Consider the following 16,939-nt stretch of genomic DNA (forward strand, 5'->3'; position numbering starts at 1 on the left):
TTTGTGGTGGCATTTTTTTTCTTGGGTTCACGTTTTTTGAAAAAAGTCAGATGCTTAAAAAATTTGTCAACAATAATTTGAGAATATTTTCACAAAATTTTTAAATTGTTGACCCACAATAAATTAGGCAAAAAATAGGTTTTTTAACAAAAAATACTGATATTGTTTACTATTTTGGTTGACAATTTGTAGCTTTTTGATTTTTTAAGACCCGAAACCAAAAAACGGAGGTATATGATGCCAATTTTTTCGGAACAGGATAAACAGAAAATAAAACAATCGCTTGAGAGAATAAAAAATCCAGTAAAACTAATATTTTTCACTCAAAATGTCGGCGATTGCCAATATTGCGACCTAACAGAGCAAATGCTTAAAGAGCTATGCGAGCTAAATTCAAAACTATCATATACCAAATACAACCTGGTCCTCAATAAAGATGAGGCGGAAAAATTCGGTGTCGATAAGGTGCCGGCTATAGTAGTTTGCGCCGCTAACAATGGTAATATAACAAACTACGGAATAAAATTTTTCGGCATACCATCGGGCTATGAGTTCGCAACTCTCCTTGAGGATATAATAATGGTATCCAACAATGAGTCTGGTCTTTCACCGCAAATTAAGGAAAAGCTTAGCTTTATTGATGATGATGTTCGCATTCAAGTGTTCGTCACACCCACATGTCCATACTGTCCACAAGCGGTTTTCACAGCTCATAGGTTTGCTCTCGAGTCGCCCAAGGTAACATCTGACATGGTTGAAGCTACCGAATTTCCGGATTTGGTAGCCAAATACGCCGTCAACGCAGTCCCCAAAATAGTCATCAACGACGCCGTCGAATTCGAGGGACTTGTGCCCGAAGATGTGTTTGTTGAACAGGTTCTGCAGGCAGTCCAAGCCTCACTGGATAAGCAATCAAGCTAAAATCTGTTGACAAACTCAAGCCCAAATTTATTAATACTAATTACGGTTATGGGGCGTTAGCTCAACTGGGAGAGCGCCACGCTGGCAGCGTGGAGGTCACGGGTTCGAGTCCCGTACGCTCCATTTTTTATTTCACCAACAAAACCCGTTTGTAGATTGTTCCGTCTGGTGTTTGAAGTTCAATAAAGTAAACTCCGGAAGAGACCCCATTATCAGGACGCCAAATTAACTTATGATAGCCCGGCTCAAGTTTATCATGGACAAGTTTGCGAACGAGCCTCCCCGAGATATCGTAAACTGCAACCAAGACACTCATCCTGCGCGGAAGACCAAATGTTATAGTAGTCGCCTCGTTAAATGGATTCGGTTTGCAGGATAACAAGGTGAACTTAGGCAAATCAGCAAAATCAGGAGATGCAATCTTATATTCACCCGCATTCAAGCGCAGACGACGAACTCCAGAGAGCTCGAACAGGGAACCGTTGGGCATAACAAGCACTAAAGATACACCTTGCGGTATTTCAAATTTTACATCGCATGCCCGGCTCAAGATTAGATTCCAGACCTGCTTACGAGATATGTCTTTTTTCAACATGATACCATCGCGAACAAAGTACATAACAGGCGGTTCAGAATTAATTTGAGGTAATACTGGAGGCAAACCTTCATCTGCAGGGTCTAAATCGTCACTGGCATACGCGCAAGTGCCAAAGTAAAGTCTACTGGGCTCGCCATCACAAAGGGCTTCAATTGTTGCCATCCAGTCGGGTTTGGGCGGCGCTGAAAGCCGGCAATACCCTCTTCCGGAAGGAACCGATAAAATCGCATCGGACGCAAAAAGCGCCCAATATCCTACCCCGGGGTATAGACTATCGGTGACGGATTGGAAACTACCGGTAGAAGTCGAGTATCTGTAAAGTGGTGGTATTAACGCGGTCGAGGGCACAGTGCAAACATTCGACAGCGCTACTGGCGAGGATATGCCACCTATAAGGTTCCACCCGCGATATACATGGCGACAGTAGCCAGTAACAGGAATCCCGGCTATAGGGTATGAGGTATCTTTTGTGCTATAAACCCAATATCCACGCCCCATATCAAGCAAATCGGGGATATAGAACATTTTCGTTTGCGCGTTATATGTCCAAATCCCCAGCGACCATGGGAACACCTCTCTCGGACTGTGATGAGTAGGTATCGCGGGAAGCGAAATAAGATTCCAGCCACGAACGAGGGTTACATCGCTTTTGCGAGGGCGCGGCAAGCTCCAGGTTATAACCAGTGACTCGTCAATCGATGTATTCCAAACGAATAGCGTCTCGCGCTTCATATCCAGAACGCCGTTAAGCTCAAAATGCCCATCAGGGAAATGAATCGGATTCCAGTGGACAGTAGTTAAGGTCTCGGAATCGGTTTTTATCACCCACCTGTTGGGTGGCGACAGGTCCTGAACACTGCGTGAAAGCTTTGTTACGGATGGATGAGAAGGATCATTCATCGTTATGAACGCATCCACTTCAGCCGGCGGCGGTTCAAGGTAAAGCAAATCAAGCCATGTGTCGTAAAGGTCGGTAGCGGAGAAATCACCGCCAATGGTTAATGTTCTGCGACTCGCCGAACCAACACGGTCAACTATTATGTACTGCAACCACGGATTAACACGCCACAGGACGATAAGGAATCCATGGCTCCAAGTTAAACGCGGAAGCCCCCTGCCAGCGCGGGCACTGTCTATTATTATGGATGTGTAGTCTCCACCATGACCTCGACAATTAACCAATCCTTTAAGCCAGAGGACAATACCAGTATCTATATGCGTTACTGTCTCGGCGAACTCAACATGAATGTACCACCTATCGCCAGCGACAACGCTAAGAAGTGTTCCAGCGGAGACTCTTGCTATACAGCCACGAAAATCCAATCCCGTAGGATACATCACATGTGAATTAAGGCGGAACCACAAATCGAGCGAGTAAAGTCCAGCACCACCAACGCTATCAATGTAGAGCGGAACATAAGCGGTCTCGCAAGGTGCGAAAGCTGTGTCACCAAACCAAATATGACTGACTGAAGACGAGAGATAGAAATTCCAGCAATATCGGGGCATATGATTAGGAGGACAGTAATCATAGTCTGGATTATCGTAAAGATTAAGAATGCAAACCGTATAGTTACCCTCAGCAAGCGAGTCCAAACCGTCGATGAAAAGCCACATGCTATCCTCAAAATGCACCGAATCAAAGCCAAGGGTATCGCCCTCATAAAGAACCACGACATTATCGCTTCCTACAAGCGATGTATCCACGCCACAGAAGTCGTCGAAAAGTTGTGCACCAATGCGGAACTCGTCTATTATCCACATTGTTTCTGCATCTGCTGGTTGAGTGCGTATAACCGCTGGAGGCATAAGGTCAACATAGAATGTGCACGGTGGTGTCGAAGCCACGCATCCGTTCATGTTTTCAACATGCGCCACATAAAAAACCACCGTATCGTGGTGGTCCCAGCTCGTCGTCGGCGTAAATGTTATCGATGTGTCATCAACGCTTACTCTTGGGTCACTGGCACCGAGCGTATCACCGTTAACGATAAGCACCAGCGTTGACGGCACCAATGGACCGTAAATTTTATTGGTCACAATATACTTGAATCCCTGTTTTTCGCATGTTGTCACGCCACCGCAAGGGAACGGATAAACGAGCTTGAGGTCGGGAGGGCAAAGAGAAATGTAGTATGTGTCGTCCACGCCGAATGCGCCCGAATCGTTCACTACAGTCACCTCAAGATGGATGCTATCCTCGCAGAATATTGACTCAGGCCAGACAAATAAATAACAGCACGAGTCATTAGCTATCTCGTGCCCCACGGACCTTACCAAAACAGTCCAATCAGCAGAATATAGATAAAACCACTCACCGCCAGTACTCTCGGCAAGGTCATAGTAACCTGTGTAAAATCTTCTTGCTGCTGGTTCAAGCCCGGGAACATATTCGAACTCACCATCTCGCGGAGTTATAGGCAAAACCGTTATACTCTCCCGCCGACAGAATTCTATTATAGAATCAAGGCTTGCTGAATCTGGTCCCCATGCCGGTGAACACCAGGTGCTACGCACTATAGGTCTTTCGTCAGTCAGAAGAACGAAAATTTTCTTTGCACCGGGTCTGAATGTTAACCATGAATTTGCTCTATATATAGCGCCATATTGGTCCTCGTATCCAGAACCGCGAGTTCCCGGTGGCCATGTATACATCGTCATGGCTGCCCGGAATAGGCATTCGAATTCAGCTGAATCTGACGCCCACCAATCAGGACCAGCCGTTAAATCGAGAATGCACCTTCTGGGACCAGTAAAGGCTGTTCTGACAAGTTTGCAAACGCCGCTTGGCTCTGAAGGACATCCGTTGAAAACTATCATAGCGATCCTGTAGTCAACACGCTTTAATGCATGGACAAATTCCGGAACATGAAGGTGCAAAAGCGTTATTTCGGAATCCATGCTCGTCGAAAAATCAAAAAGAAAAACAATGTCAACAAGATGAGTTTCCGGTGGACATACATTTAACATTCTCAATCTTGGTGGTATTATCGGCGCACCATTTTCAGTAAAATTAAAATTCCTTAATTGCAATCCATGAACATAAAACGAATCCTCATCATACACGCAAACTGTAGCATAAACAAGCGAACATCCCTCAGCCCAAACATCGGTTATATGGGCATAAAGAATACTATCTTCACATCCCCTCGTCGTTATACCTGTCTCAAAGCAGAAGAATGTATCGGGACCATCAATAGTAAAAATCCAGCCTGTATCGTAATTAGCGCCCGTTATAACGAGGTCAAGGTTGCAGTCCTTGTCGATATCTGCTACCACAGGTGACGCAAAAACAGTCTTGCCAATTCTCACAGAATCCACTTTTGAGCCATCGCCAAGTATGTCAAAAAGGTACGCTCCAGAGGGCTTATCCGCTGCTATGAATATGTGAAGCCACGGTCCCGCATATGGGTAAAATCCAGTCCTCTTTGCATCACGACGGAAAAACGGCCATGGAATGCGATCATCAGGATGCCCCGCTATAGCGGGCGAGGTTACTATCGAATCCCCGAGCGTGTCAACCCATTTGACTATTATCGAATCCAGAACCGGGAAATAATTAAAGCAACCCAATAAACCATTACCCAATCCAACGACTATCTCGTAATCGCCATCATGGTCAACATCCGCTATCGCGGCGGAAGAATATATTCGACCGGAGCCCCTATAAACTTCCATTTCTGAGGGGTCGATAATACCATTTCCGTTCTCGTCACCGTCAATGAAATAAAGGTTGCCATCGTAAGAACCAACGACAACTTCGGGGTCGCCATCTCTATCGAGGTCAGCCACGGCAGGCGATGCAGTAACATGGTCACCAGTGGAAACGGACCACAAAACGGCACCATTAGTACCATTAAGGCACATTATTTTGCCATCATCAGCGCCAACGGGCGCAGTAGCAGGCGCATGCCAGCCCACGCCTATTATAACATCATCCGCACCATCTCCGTTCATATCGGCAGCGCAAGGTGTCGAAATAACAGGCGCATTAGTCTGCCTATACCAGATAACATCCCAATCTATACCATCAGTGCCGCCCGGAGCAACAGAAGCGGGATAGTCGAGCCAGCCGGGTGAGGTTATTCCGTTGTCCCTTCTGTCACTGGGGTCAGCTTGAAAACACCATATTCCCCAATGTGAAGTTCCTGTTATTGCATTATATGCGTTGCAACCTATCACCACCTCAAGACCGGGCAATGCGGGCACGAAATCCGCCACTGCGGGAGAGGAATGCCAAGCGTAAGGTCCCGAGAGCACCGGCGGCGAAGGAAATGTCCACAGAAAATTGCCAAACCTATCCATAGCCTCTACATTCCATCCGCTCGTTGTGCCGCCAATAATATCGGGTAAACCGTCACCACCATAGAAATCCAGTATAGCAGGCGACGAACGCGACTCATCAGTCTGAGTTCCTTTGAACCATTCGAGTCTACCGGTAGCATCAAGACAACGCCACAGCCCTCGTGAGGTATCAGTTGTGTCCTCGTAATTCCTTAACTCCTCGCTTCCAAAAACTATTTCGAGCCAATCATCTGGTTCTCCACCCACAGAGTTAACCCCGGGAAGTTGCGCTATAGCAGCCGTGGCACCATAAACCATCCTGTCGTAGTTGAACGGTCTCGCCGTATCGGAGGGCGCAAGTGCATAAAACCACTTAAGGGTAAAAGCACCAAATGATAACTGAATAACAACTAAAATAAATAAAGCTAATGCTATTTTTCTCATGACTCCCCCCTGCTTATTTTAAAATAACAATTTTCCTCCTTATAACATTTCCATTTTTAACCGCTCTTATAAAGTATATCCCTGAATTGCTGAATTTCCAGTAAAATTTGTCGGCTTTTAACTTTCGGGCAACAAGTCTCCTACCCATAACATCGAACACCTCGATGTAATCCATACCCTGACAAAGTATTCTTCCGTCACCAATGTTTTCAATGACGATTCCATTTTTATCCAAAATTTCTTTTACAACTACTGGTGGCATTATTATTCTGAGCATCGAATCGGTGGGATAAGTCGCGAATCTCCCGTTCGTGTCCACTGCCACAATATGGAAATAAATGGTTTCCCCCGTGTCTCCATAAAAAGTTACGACAAATGTATCACAACATATTCTTTCTCCAATGAATACAACGCTATCGGCGCTTAAAGCGTATAATGAGTCGATGACAGAATTAACTGCATACGCAGCTATGACGGCTGAATCAGCATCAATAAGCACGCTTGTTATTAAAGGTTTGCGGGTTGTTCTTGCTATCACGCAGAAATCGTCAATATACCACCCATCGCGGGTTGTGTTGTCATCTGACGAAAAGTGAAGAGCGAATCTTACTGAGCATGGTGCTGTGTTCTGTAATACAAACACAGACTGATGCCAAAAGTTCCCAAGACTCATGCCAGAGAATGCGGGTTCCCATGGCATTATCGAATTATAACTGTCAAGCCAGCAGGTATAATCACCTATCGGGAAAATCACCTGCCAACCCGAACCAAAGTCAGCGCTAATATTTCCCCCATCCCAGAAACCCCAGCTTGTCGCCTCGCAGTCGTACCAATGCCACATGCAAAGCATTGCTCCACTGTCAACATCAAACCAAGCCGTCCTGAGCCACGAGTCAGATGAATTCGAGTATGTATCGGCAAGCGATGTAGCCCAAACCTTTCTGCCACTCCTTGCCGTATCGGGACCAGAAGAAGGAACACCCCAATCCCAATCGCCCGTGTCGGAAAAGAAGCTGGAATCCTCAAAGTCGATGCAGTGATGAAGGAAGAAAAACGCACAGCTACTTGTATCAGAAACCACAGCGGAATCCATGTTGTAACCGGGGGCAGTAGCATAAACAAGCACTGGAATTTCGGGGAGTATAATTCGACCTGAACCAAATATATCATGCGTATCCTCGTCCACTATTACCCAACCCTCAATAAGCGCTCCACTATCAAAATCAAGGAGCACGAATTTTACCATATGAGAATCTACTGGAACAGGTGAAAACGAGTAAATGCTATCGCTCACTGAAAACGAGAGTGTTTCAGGAACAAATCCATCGGCCTTGAAAATCAGAAATTGTGATGAATCAGGAACTTTAACAACACCGCTATCGCCGAAAAATCTAAGTTTGTAAGGCATTACGATAAGCGTTCCGGACTCAGTTGAGCTCCAATGAAATCTTATGAGGCTTGTCGCGCTTGCAAGTGCTTCAACAGGGTCCACAAGGCCACTTCCATAAATTGAATCCTTTCCTGCGGGACCGAGATCTACGGCTGTTGACTCTATTATGGCTTTTATTTGCTGGTGCGTCAGCTCTGGATTAAGTTGCTTTAACAGGGCACAGATACCAACCACATGAGGTGTAGCCATAGATGTTCCGCTATTCAAACCTCTATCGCCTGTTATTATGGACGATAATATACCAACACCTGGGGCGACCACATCAGGTTTTATTAAACCAGGTGGATACGGATGATCGCTCCACTCCACAGGACCTACACTTGAGAAGCCCGCGATATTCTTTGCCGTATCAATGGCGCCAACAGTTATAACCTCAGGCACCGCACCTGGAAGCCGCAGATTGTTCGGTGCACCATACATTCCTCCTTCATTGCCCGCTCCAGCAACTATAACCAATCCAGCAGTTATAGCGTTAGTCATTGCAGTTCGCCAGGCTGTTTTCATCGTCGTGGTTGTGTCATGCCAGCCTATCGAGTAGTTGGCTATATCCGCACCAATTTCAAGCGCGAATTGCGTGGCAAGCCAAACAATCGAAGGGCGACCACTCCCATGACTATTAAGAACTTTTAAAGGCAATATCCTCGCCCGCGGAGCAACTCCTATCCCGTTTCTACCGCACGCAGTGCCGGAAACATGTGTCCCATGACCACGGTCATCATAGGGATGCGATGTTGTATCGATGAAATTGTATCCCCAGATGTCGTCCACAAGGCTGTCACCATCATCGTCGATGCCGTTATAAACGAAGCCTTCATCAACATTCTCGAATACACCACCAATAATATCTGAATGCCACGGTTCAAGTCCTGAATCAAGTATCGCCACAAGAACTCCATCACCGTAAGTGCCATAAATTTCCCATGCCTGCCTGATGTGAAGCGTATCGATTCCCCAAACCAGGCTTTCTGGAGGAAATGTATCCATCGCCATCAATGAATGCCCTGCATTGCTCAATTCCGCGAATTGTTCATGCTCAACGATAAAATCGTATTCTGGGAATTCGGCCGAAAGAATGTTTACAATGTTTCTATCTGTTTCAATTATCACGGCATCAAGAAGCCAAAGAGGTTTAAAAGATATTTTGTCGGGATTATTAGCACGCAGAGCTTCAAGCCTTCGGATAAGGTTCTTTTGAGCATGGGCATGAAAGTCCTTAAGCAACCTTATTGCAATCTTTCGCCTTTCATCAATCGGATGTTCAGACAAATTTGCGAAAAGAAGGCTATAGTCGTGCTTACGAAAGGCAACAAAATGTTCGCTGAAACATATGGATAAAATCGCTGATACAATAATAATAACTTTTTTCATTTTTATCCGCCCTTCAGTTTCTCGTAAATCCTTTGAGCGAGCATCTCGACGGCTTCGTTTGTGGCTTTGTCCTCGTCGCCGTCAAGAGGAAATGTCGCGAATCCCTCAAATGTGGACTCGAAAAGTTTTTTCCCGCTGACTCGTTCGATAAGCGCCACCCGTGCGCGGACTTTTATTATGTAATCCAGCGGATTCTCCTGAGCATCATATGTATTTACCTCTCGTGAATAGTAGATTATTTTACCTTCAATAATACCGTCAGCGCGCTCCTCATCAGCGATAGAATAGCCACTCGACCCCTGAATCTTTTGTATAAGAAGGCTTGTCGTTAGTGAGGCAATACCGTATTGCTGGGTCTCGTTTTCGAAAGGTTTCACGGCTATGGTTTTAATTTGAATATATGGCTTTTCCGTAAATGTATAGTAGCAACCAGAGAATAGTCCGAAAATCACGAGCAAATATATATAAGATTTAATTCTCATGCTTTGTATACCACCTCTCCTCTCTTTAAGACCATTTTAACGAGGTTTTCGCCGTAGAAATAAGGAATTTGTCTGTGGTTTTCCGCATTCCAAATAACGAGGTCAGCCTGCTTACCCGGCGTAATGCTTCCCACTTTTTCCTCAAGCTTTAACGCTTTGGCAGCATTTATAGTAGCAGCGGCGAATGCCTCAGCCGGAGTCATTTTCATTTTCGTGCACGCTATAGACATAACGAGAGGCATGTTAGTCGTCGGGGAAGAACCCGGGTTGAAATCCGTAGCAAGGGCAACTATCGCCCCCGAATCTAAAAGCCGTCTTGCAGGAGCGAATTTACCAAGGTCGAGGAAAAAAGATGTTCCGGGAAGCAAAACCGCGACAGTATCCGATTTTGCGAGCATTTCGATCCCTCGTTCCGACACTGCAACGAGATGGTCAACGCTTGCAGCACCAAGCTCAACTCCAAGCTCTGTCCCACCCATAGGCTCAATCTCATCGGCGTGAATTTTTAGTCCAAAACCAAGCTCCCTCGCGCGGGTAAGAATTTTTTTCGTATCGTCAAGGTCAAAAACGCCCACTTCACAAAAAACATCCACAAATTTAGCCAGACGCTTCTCAGCAACTTTTGGCAGCATTTCATTAACCACGATATCGACATACTCTTTTCTCCCGTCCGGTCTGAACTCCGCTGGAACTTCGTGCGCGCCCAAAAATGTGGATACAACATCGAGTGCAGACTGTTCCCCAAGTTCCTTTATAGCACGAAGCATCATGAGCTCAGACTCAGTTGACAAACCGTATCCGCTTTTCACCTCGATAGTAGTTGTCCCGTGCTTCAACGACCAATTTAAATACTTTAATCCACTCTCTAAAAGTTCCTGCTCGTTGCTTTCGCGAACTCGCTTTGCGGTATTAAGAATGCCACCCCCAGCTTTTGCTATCTCCATGTAACTTTTGCCCTGAATCCGCATCTCAAATTCAAGCTCCCTCGTGCCGACAAAAACGGCATGCGTGTGAGGGTCTACTAATCCAGGAGTAACAAGTCCTCCATCTGCGCTGATTTCGTTGGTTATCCTGTCACCATACTTCCTGATGATTTCGTCTTGTTGTCCACGGTCAACAATGATTCCGTCGTATATCACTATCGCAGCATTTTTGATTAACCCTGGATTCGAAACCGCCTTGCCCCGCAATGGTCCACCGTCAGCAGCATCACAGGTTAGAAGCTCACCTATATCTTTCACTAAAAGCATAGTTACCCCAAAAGTATTTGATTCAACTAATTTTATCGATTAACAAGTATGGTGGCAAGCGTTAAAACCACATCGTCGATGCATTTATCAATCTGAGGAGACAACTTTGCACCGAACTTTACGCTGACGGGATTCGCTGCAAGAATTCTTATGTCAACATTGCCGAGGAAAGATTTTATGAGCTTAAAATCGGTTGGTCCATGAGTTAATGTTAGTTGCTCCCCAAAGTCATCAGGCGTAAAAATCCTAAGCTCTGCTGGCTCACCATCAAAAACCACGGCATCAAGAATAAGCATACTTTTTGGATTCAACTTGGCTATCTTCCCCAAAAAATTTTCCGGGGCAACACCACCGTCAAAAATTCTTTCTGAACCCGTGACTTTCCCAAGTCTTTCGGCTACAATAGACCCAAAACCATCATCGCCGCGAAGACGATTGCCTATCCCAAGAATAACCCACTCTCCAATAAGAAAACTTTTTAACTGTTTTACTATTTCCCTTTTCACAGTTACTTTTTGCCCCGCTTTCTAATGGTATTTTTTAAAAAGACAGTTGCGTCGCGTTCGATCCCGGTAACGAGAATCAATGCTGTTGATATCACAATGAAAATGGGAAGTCTTACTATTAAAGCAAACTCACCAGCGGAAACTATCATAGAAAGAATCACCGCCACAACCGATGAAAAAACCTTTACATAAGGTATATCAACATGATATAAGAACTGTCCAGCCCGCCAAAACATGAAAAACAACAAGGCATATGAAACAAACACCGCAAACGCAGCACCCAAAACGCCAAATCGAGGAATCCAGAGAATGCAAAGGAAAATGTTTCCAAGCATTGCGAAAAAAGTGTATGCTGGAATCAATGATGTTTTACCTGTCACATAGATACCGGCATCGGCAACCAGTATCAACGCGTCTATGAAAAACGCTGCCGCCAGTATTGGGATAACAAACCTTCCCGACTCGTAACCCGGTCCTATCATCAACGAAAAAATTTCTTTCGCGAAGATTATAACAAATACGGCAACGAAGCCAATGAAACCGCTTATTTGACGCCAGAAATGCGGCAGCTTTTCTTTAAGCCTACCTTCTTTGTAAAGATTAAACATTCTCGCAAGCCACGCATAACGGATTGGTATCAATGCTGCCTGAACTATCCCTGCTATCTTCAAACCGGCGGAATACGAGCCCACATCAGAGAGTCCCGAAAGACGCGCGATAAGCCATCTATCAGTGAATGTGAAAAACTTTATTATCAACATATTAATCGCCAGCGGAAAGCCGTATCTTACCATGGGCAATACCAAGGCAACCGGTCGCGGTGAAGCAATTCTTTTTGTTATAAGCGGGAAAACCAAAAACAGGACAGCTAATGCAGAAAAAATCCATGCCCACACAAGACCTACTATTCCGTAGCCAGCCTGAAGAGCAAATAACCCCATACCATATCCAAGAAGAGCACGGGTAACATCGCACATAACGAATGTTGAAACTCGCTCCTCAGCTTGGAAAACGGTGGTCGTGGTAAAAAAGAAAGCGTCAACGATCCCCCACAGTGCGGCAAGCAAGACAAGATTTGGGCTCGACATCCTGCTTAAAAGAACAGTTCTTAGAGGATTTTTGAGAATGAAAACTATCAAAAACATCACTATCGAGGCGAAAGCCACGAACAAATATGTTACGGCAAGGTATCTGCCCCTATTTTTCGAGTCGATAACATAAAACCTGAATAATGCCTGATCGAGTCCAAGCTGAACCATCACCATAACCACAGCAGCAAAGAAAGCCATAATCTGCCATGTTCCGAACATCTCAGGCGTAAGAAGGCGCGTAAGAATAGGAAGCAACAAAAAAACTAAAAACGATGTGAATGCTCTCCCAACTGCGTAACCAGCGCTTTTGCGCCAAAGACTCATTCCATCATCCTTATGGCTCTTATTACCTCACCGGCATCTTTTGCTTCTGATAATTCTTCCCGAAAATTCGATGAGCGAAGCCAATCTATAAGCTTCCTGTAAATCCTCTGATAGCCCGTAATGTCCTCCAAAAATTTGGGGACGACTATACAAAAAACGAAATAAACAGGCTCACCATCGAGTGACTTCATCCTGACACCCTCGGGGAAACGCAAAAAGCACATGACGAGCTCTCGAACATTAACGCTCCGAACATGAGGTATAGCTATCCCATCACCTATAGCCGTTGGATTTTCTTTCTCCCGGAACAAAAGTTCCGCAAAAAGTTTTCTTTTGTTCTTCACAGCACCGGTTTCATCGAGCACATCGACACACTTTTGAAGCACAATTTCGGTTATCCTTTCCGGGCGCAGTGGTATCGGCTCTCCAGTCTCCTCATCGATAGGTTCATCAACATGTTCCCAAAGCCTTATAAGCTCGGGTTTCAATAGCCTGTAAATTCTCAAATCTTTTGGCTTTTGCGATGCCATTGTGCCTTCCGTCTTATAGCCTCGGATACCCATATAAACTTGACTCCATATCGCTTTAGGACAGGGATGTCCTTGGCAAGAATCGATAGGATAGTGTCCGAAACATGAGCATTAAGTATTACGGCTGGTTTTCCTCGCGAACCGAGGCAATATTCAAACAACCTCTGTTCTATTTGTTCCTTGGAGAATCCCTCAGGGTCGAGTAGATGATCTATTTTCGCAGCTTTAACTCCGAGTTCCTGGGCTATTTCTGCGAAGACAGTATATATCGTCGTCCTCGAATCAACCCAGAAAAGCCCGCGCTGCCTCAAAATCATCATTACAGCACGCATAACTCGCTGATTTTCAGTTGCGAGTGAGCCCATGTGATTGCTGACACCCACTGCACCAGGAATCTGGTCTATGTCTTTCATCGTGAGTTCCATTATCCTCTTATCCGACATTGAGGTCAATATCGCATCGGGACCGGGGTCTATGTCGGGATAGCCTCGTGGTTCCATAGGAAGATGGACTATTCGCTCAACATTTGGATATTCCGCAAGCAAAGTAACCACATTGCGAGTGAATTCTCTACTGGGCAGGATTCCAGCGCTAAGCTTTATACCTAACTTGAAGAATTTTTGCTCGAGTCGCATCGGTCGGACGCAGAAATCATCTATAAGAAGCGCTACATAAGCCGACTCCACAGGCGCCGAATGCCTTCTAATCAATTTTATCCTGTGCGTTATTCCCGAGGAATCGCCCACCGCCAAAAGAATCTTGTTCACACTCCAACCTTTCTCGACCGCATCGTAAACAATACCTCCCGCATCCGTGATAAACTTTTGGAAAACATGATTAACGAATGCTGGTGGAAAGGAGGAATTAACAATTATTGTAACATTTTTTATTTGCCCTTCGGTCTCTTTGCCGAATCTAATGTTTTTGCGGGGCACCCCAAGATAGGCGCTGGCTTTGTATATGGCAGAATTTATCTCGGGTTTCCTCGGGACTATGTTTATCTCGGGCTTTCTTGATGCACCCCTGCCTTTGACACCATAAAGAAGGATAACAGCGATACCAGAGCACAAAAATATAATTGACAAAATCCCCAATATGCTCTTTTTAGCACCCCTTCTTTTATGAATAGGGTACTTTTTACTTCGTTTCATCTACCCTTCCACTCTAATTTGAAACCTTTCCCGAAACGGCGCTTGAAATAATAAGTAGTCATAAAATCATTCAGTAGCAACAAAGTTTTTTTATCTTTGCAATTCCTTGCCACGACAACCCCCAATCTTTTGACTATTTCTTTCGGAACCTGCGAATCCGATATCCAGATAACTATACCCATCGTATCGATTTTGTTCGCGATTTCTTTGGCATTAACTGGGTCTGCGACCAGAACTGTCCCGACTGTCGCGGGTTTAATAAGATTAAAAAGAGTGTCACCCCATGAGTTATCGCTTACTATAAGCACCTGCGGAGCCTCAGGGACACCTATTACAGAGAAATTAGCTTCGCTTTCTGGTATACCGCGACTGGAATAAAGAATCAACCCACTTGCCCCCTGAAGCGCAAACCACGAGCCAACTATTATCGCTATTATGGATGCTGCAATAACAAAGCCTCTCTTCCCCGCCACGACGCCAAAGAACGCAAAAGGAACTATGAAAACATTAGTCCCTATTAAGAAGCCCATAAAAAGCATCACACCACCAAGCGCACCGCCTATGCTGGCAGCTCGGGCTATAGCAAGCATAAACGGCGGACAAAGCTCAAGTCCAGTAAGCACACCGACGACGAAAGGTCGAGCGATATACTTGCTCAAAAAACCTTTGAAGTGAATGGCTGGAGTAGCCTCTTTTCTTATTCCGATGTAAATGAGTATTAACCCCAAAACAAGAAATGCCACAGACGATATTAAACTCCTCGTATTTTGCGGAATCATTCCTCCAAGTGAACCTGCCGCTGCACCTACCGCGCCGTACGCAAGAGCTCTTCCAGTGAAAAGCTCGAGAAAAATTTTGAGCGAGGAGCGAAGCCCCCTATCAGCGCGAAGAACAAAAGGAAGAATAACAGGACCACATGTTACGGCACATGTAACCCCGAGCGAAAGCCCCAGAAGCAAACCCTCTATAAAATACCTTACGAGCATTTGCCGAAATTTGACTTGCAAAAATCATTTAGTCAAGGTTATTATTATGACAAATTTTAAGCAGCGAAATGTATGAGTTCATCCACGGAAAACTGATAAGCAAAAGCCCGACCTCAGCCGTTATTGACTGCAATGGGGTAGGCTATCACATTCTTATAAGCGTCTGGACATTCGACCTTCTGCCAGAGATAGGCGAGCAAGCAAAACTTTTCGTTCACCTCGTTCATCGTGAGGACGGCATGGAACTTTACGGCTTCGCTCAGAAAGAGGAAAGGCAAATGTTCAGGAAACTAATCGGAGTGTCAAAAATAGGACCAAAACTTGCTATGGCAATGCTCTCCCGAACGAGACATGACGAACTGGCAGAATACATCGAGCTCGGCGATGTAGAATCACTCGAAAAGTTGCCGCGGATAGGCAGGAAAACAGCAGAACGGATAGTGATAGAGTTAAAAGGCAAGATAAAAATACCATCAAAAGAGCGCATACTACCCCAGAGAGCGACAGAAGCTATTGAGGCACTCGAGGCACTGGGTTTCACGAAAAAGGAAGCAGCAAAACGCGTCGAGAACGCGCTCAAGAAAAATCCCGATGCGGAACTCGAAGAGCTAATAAAAAAAGCTTTGGGGAGCAAATGATGAATTACAAAAACCTTGCGCCAAAAATTTTACGCCTTAGGCTTTTGATATTCGATGTCGATGGAGTGTTAACTGATGGAGGCATAACTTATCTTTCCGACGGGGCGGAAATGAGACGATTCGATGTTAAGGACGGCTACAGCTTGTGCGTTTTGCATTCAATAGGAATAAAAACAGCGATATTAAGCGGTAAGGTGTCCGATGTCGTCGCTCGTCGCGCAAAAGAACTCAGGTTCGATTACATAATTCAAGGGAACCCCAAAAAACTTCAGGCATACGAGAAACTTCTTTCCGAAACTGGATTCAAAGCCGATGAGACGGGCTTTATGGGCGATGAGATAATCGACCTTCCCGTAATGCGTAGAAGTGGGTTCTCGGCTGCTCCAGCAGATGCTCACCCGGCGGTTAAAGCGGCAGCGGATTATGTTTGCAAAAAGGCAGGGGGAATGGGCGCCGTGCGAGAAGTTATCGACCTTATTTACGCGTTCAGAACGGGTAATTTTGGAGCAGTGGAGTATTTGCCGAAAGAGGTAAAATAAAAATGATCCACGGATGCCCCGGTTAGTGAGGGGACAATGGTCTCACCTCTCCATCACCTCCCAAACCCCTCAAGATTGACTAAGAAGACCGGGAATTTCTTGTAAATTTTGAATAAAATTTTTTAACTTTATATCTCTTTTTTGGTAAACTTCACCGTTTTTATCAGGAAAAAAGGAAACTTTATATTTTTTATAATAGCCAAAACTACTATTTTTATTCTTAGGATTGTTTATCAATCTATCAACCAAAGGAAGCAATATTTTTCCTAATTTAAAATAACCTTCATTGTTTAATTTCTCAAAATCTAAACAATAAGATACCACTCCAACAAGAACATCTGTTAACTGTATGAAATGAGAAAATTCTGTGAACTTCT

At 45.0% G+C, this 16,939-nt stretch carries 13 protein-coding genes and 1 tRNA gene; 4 read left to right on the top strand and 10 right to left on the bottom strand.

The annotated features are described in order from the left end of the window. Positions 1–243: 243 nt before the first annotated feature. Both J7J62_04395 and J7J62_04400 read left to right on the top strand, forming a co-directional pair. Entirely contained in the window at positions 244–921 is a 678-nt protein-coding gene (locus J7J62_04395) for a thioredoxin family protein (protein MCD6124395.1), read from the top strand. Between the two features lie 50 nt (positions 922–971). Next, a tRNA-Ala gene (locus J7J62_04400) sits at positions 972–1,044 on the top strand. 4 nt (positions 1,045–1,048) lie between these two features. On the opposite strand, the gene J7J62_04405 is transcribed toward J7J62_04400, so the two are convergent. Genes J7J62_04405 through J7J62_04445 form a run of 9 tightly spaced genes read right to left on the bottom strand, consistent with a single transcriptional unit; the run spans position 1,049 to position 15,385 of the window. Further along, on the bottom strand, positions 1,049–6,247 hold the full coding sequence (locus J7J62_04405; protein MCD6124396.1) for a VCBS repeat-containing protein: 5,199 nt from the start codon (positions 6,245–6,247) through the stop codon (positions 1,049–1,051). A gap of 13 nt (positions 6,248–6,260) precedes the next feature. Further along, a complete protein-coding gene (locus J7J62_04410) occupies positions 6,261–9,065 on the bottom strand; it encodes a S8 family peptidase (protein ID MCD6124397.1) in 2,805 nt (934 codons plus the stop codon). A gap of 2 nt (positions 9,066–9,067) precedes the next feature. Next, positions 9,068–9,547: an LptE family protein gene (locus J7J62_04415; GenBank protein ID MCD6124398.1), complete on the bottom strand. Its 480-nt coding sequence runs from the start codon at positions 9,545–9,547 to the stop codon at positions 9,068–9,070. Next, the gene (locus J7J62_04420; GenBank protein MCD6124399.1) at positions 9,544–10,797 is read right to left on the bottom strand and encodes an imidazolonepropionase; all 1,254 of its coding nucleotides are present in this window, start codon (positions 10,795–10,797) and stop codon (positions 9,544–9,546) included. The genes J7J62_04415 and J7J62_04420 overlap by 4 nt, the downstream gene beginning before the upstream one ends. A gap of 32 nt (positions 10,798–10,829) precedes the next feature. Beyond that, positions 10,830–11,303 carry a hydrogenase maturation protease gene (locus J7J62_04425; protein ID MCD6124400.1) on the bottom strand — a complete coding sequence of 158 codons (474 nt, stop codon included), beginning with the start codon at positions 11,301–11,303 and terminating at the stop codon, positions 10,830–10,832. Positions 11,304–11,305: 2 nt separating this feature from the next. Continuing rightward, on the bottom strand, positions 11,306–12,718 hold the full coding sequence (locus tag J7J62_04430) for an oligosaccharide flippase family protein (GenBank protein ID MCD6124401.1): 1,413 nt from the start codon (positions 12,716–12,718) through the stop codon (positions 11,306–11,308). Then, positions 12,715–13,248 carry a PTS sugar transporter subunit IIA gene (locus tag J7J62_04435; GenBank protein ID MCD6124402.1) on the bottom strand — a complete coding sequence of 178 codons (534 nt, stop codon included), beginning with the start codon at positions 13,246–13,248 and terminating at the stop codon, positions 12,715–12,717. Before J7J62_04435 ends, J7J62_04430 begins: the two co-directional genes overlap by 4 nt. Further along, positions 13,221–14,399 (bottom strand): divergent polysaccharide deacetylase family protein, encoded by a 1,179-nt coding sequence (locus J7J62_04440; GenBank protein MCD6124403.1) that lies wholly within the window; start codon positions 14,397–14,399, stop codon positions 13,221–13,223. Before J7J62_04440 ends, J7J62_04435 begins: the two co-directional genes overlap by 28 nt. Further along, positions 14,396–15,385, bottom strand: a complete 990-nt coding sequence (locus J7J62_04445) for a sulfite exporter TauE/SafE family protein (protein MCD6124404.1) — start codon at positions 15,383–15,385, stop codon at positions 14,396–14,398. The genes J7J62_04440 and J7J62_04445 overlap by 4 nt, the downstream gene beginning before the upstream one ends. A 68-nt stretch (positions 15,386–15,453) precedes the next feature. Here J7J62_04445 and ruvA point away from each other — a divergent pair, with 68 nt between their 5' ends. Then, positions 15,454–16,023, top strand: coding sequence for a Holliday junction branch migration protein RuvA (gene ruvA / locus J7J62_04450; protein ID MCD6124405.1), 570 nt, complete (start codon positions 15,454–15,456; stop codon positions 16,021–16,023). Continuing rightward, entirely contained in the window at positions 16,020–16,562 is a 543-nt protein-coding gene (locus J7J62_04455; protein MCD6124406.1) for an HAD-IIIA family hydrolase, read from the top strand. The genes ruvA and J7J62_04455 overlap by 4 nt, the downstream gene beginning before the upstream one ends. A gap of 69 nt (positions 16,563–16,631) precedes the next feature. On the opposite strand, the gene J7J62_04460 is transcribed toward J7J62_04455, so the two are convergent. After that, the coding region (locus J7J62_04460; GenBank protein MCD6124407.1) for a hypothetical protein at positions 16,632–16,939 on the bottom strand (308 nt) is incomplete at its 5' end.

It is taken from the genome of bacterium, from assembly GCA_021159335.1.
Taxonomy (GTDB): domain Bacteria; phylum UBP14; class UBA6098; order B30-G16; family B30-G16; genus JAGGRZ01.

Excerpts from the sequence above, each read along its gene's own strand:
- J7J62_04405 (MCD6124396.1), bottom strand. The coding sequence starts at position 6,247 with ATGAGAAAAATAGCATTAGCTTTATTTATTTTAGTTGTTATTCAGTTA.
- J7J62_04410 (MCD6124397.1), bottom strand. The coding sequence starts at position 9,065 with ATGAAAAAAGTTATTATTATTGTATCAGCGATTTTATCCATATGTTTC.
- J7J62_04415 (MCD6124398.1), bottom strand. The coding sequence starts at position 9,547 with ATGAGAATTAAATCTTATATATATTTGCTCGTGATTTTCGGACTATTC.
- J7J62_04420 (MCD6124399.1), bottom strand. The coding sequence starts at position 10,797 with ATGCTTTTAGTGAAAGATATAGGTGAGCTTCTAACCTGTGATGCTGCT.
- J7J62_04430 (MCD6124401.1), bottom strand. The coding sequence starts at position 12,718 with ATGAGTCTTTGGCGCAAAAGCGCTGGTTACGCAGTTGGGAGAGCATTC.
- J7J62_04435 (MCD6124402.1), bottom strand. The coding sequence starts at position 13,248 with ATGGCATCGCAAAAGCCAAAAGATTTGAGAATTTACAGGCTATTGAAA.
- J7J62_04440 (MCD6124403.1), bottom strand. The coding sequence starts at position 14,399 with ATGAAACGAAGTAAAAAGTACCCTATTCATAAAAGAAGGGGTGCTAAA.
- J7J62_04445 (MCD6124404.1), bottom strand. The coding sequence starts at position 15,385 with ATGCTCGTAAGGTATTTTATAGAGGGTTTGCTTCTGGGGCTTTCGCTC.
- ruvA (MCD6124405.1), top strand. The coding sequence starts at position 15,454 with ATGTATGAGTTCATCCACGGAAAACTGATAAGCAAAAGCCCGACCTCA.
- J7J62_04455 (MCD6124406.1), top strand. The coding sequence starts at position 16,020 with ATGATGAATTACAAAAACCTTGCGCCAAAAATTTTACGCCTTAGGCTT.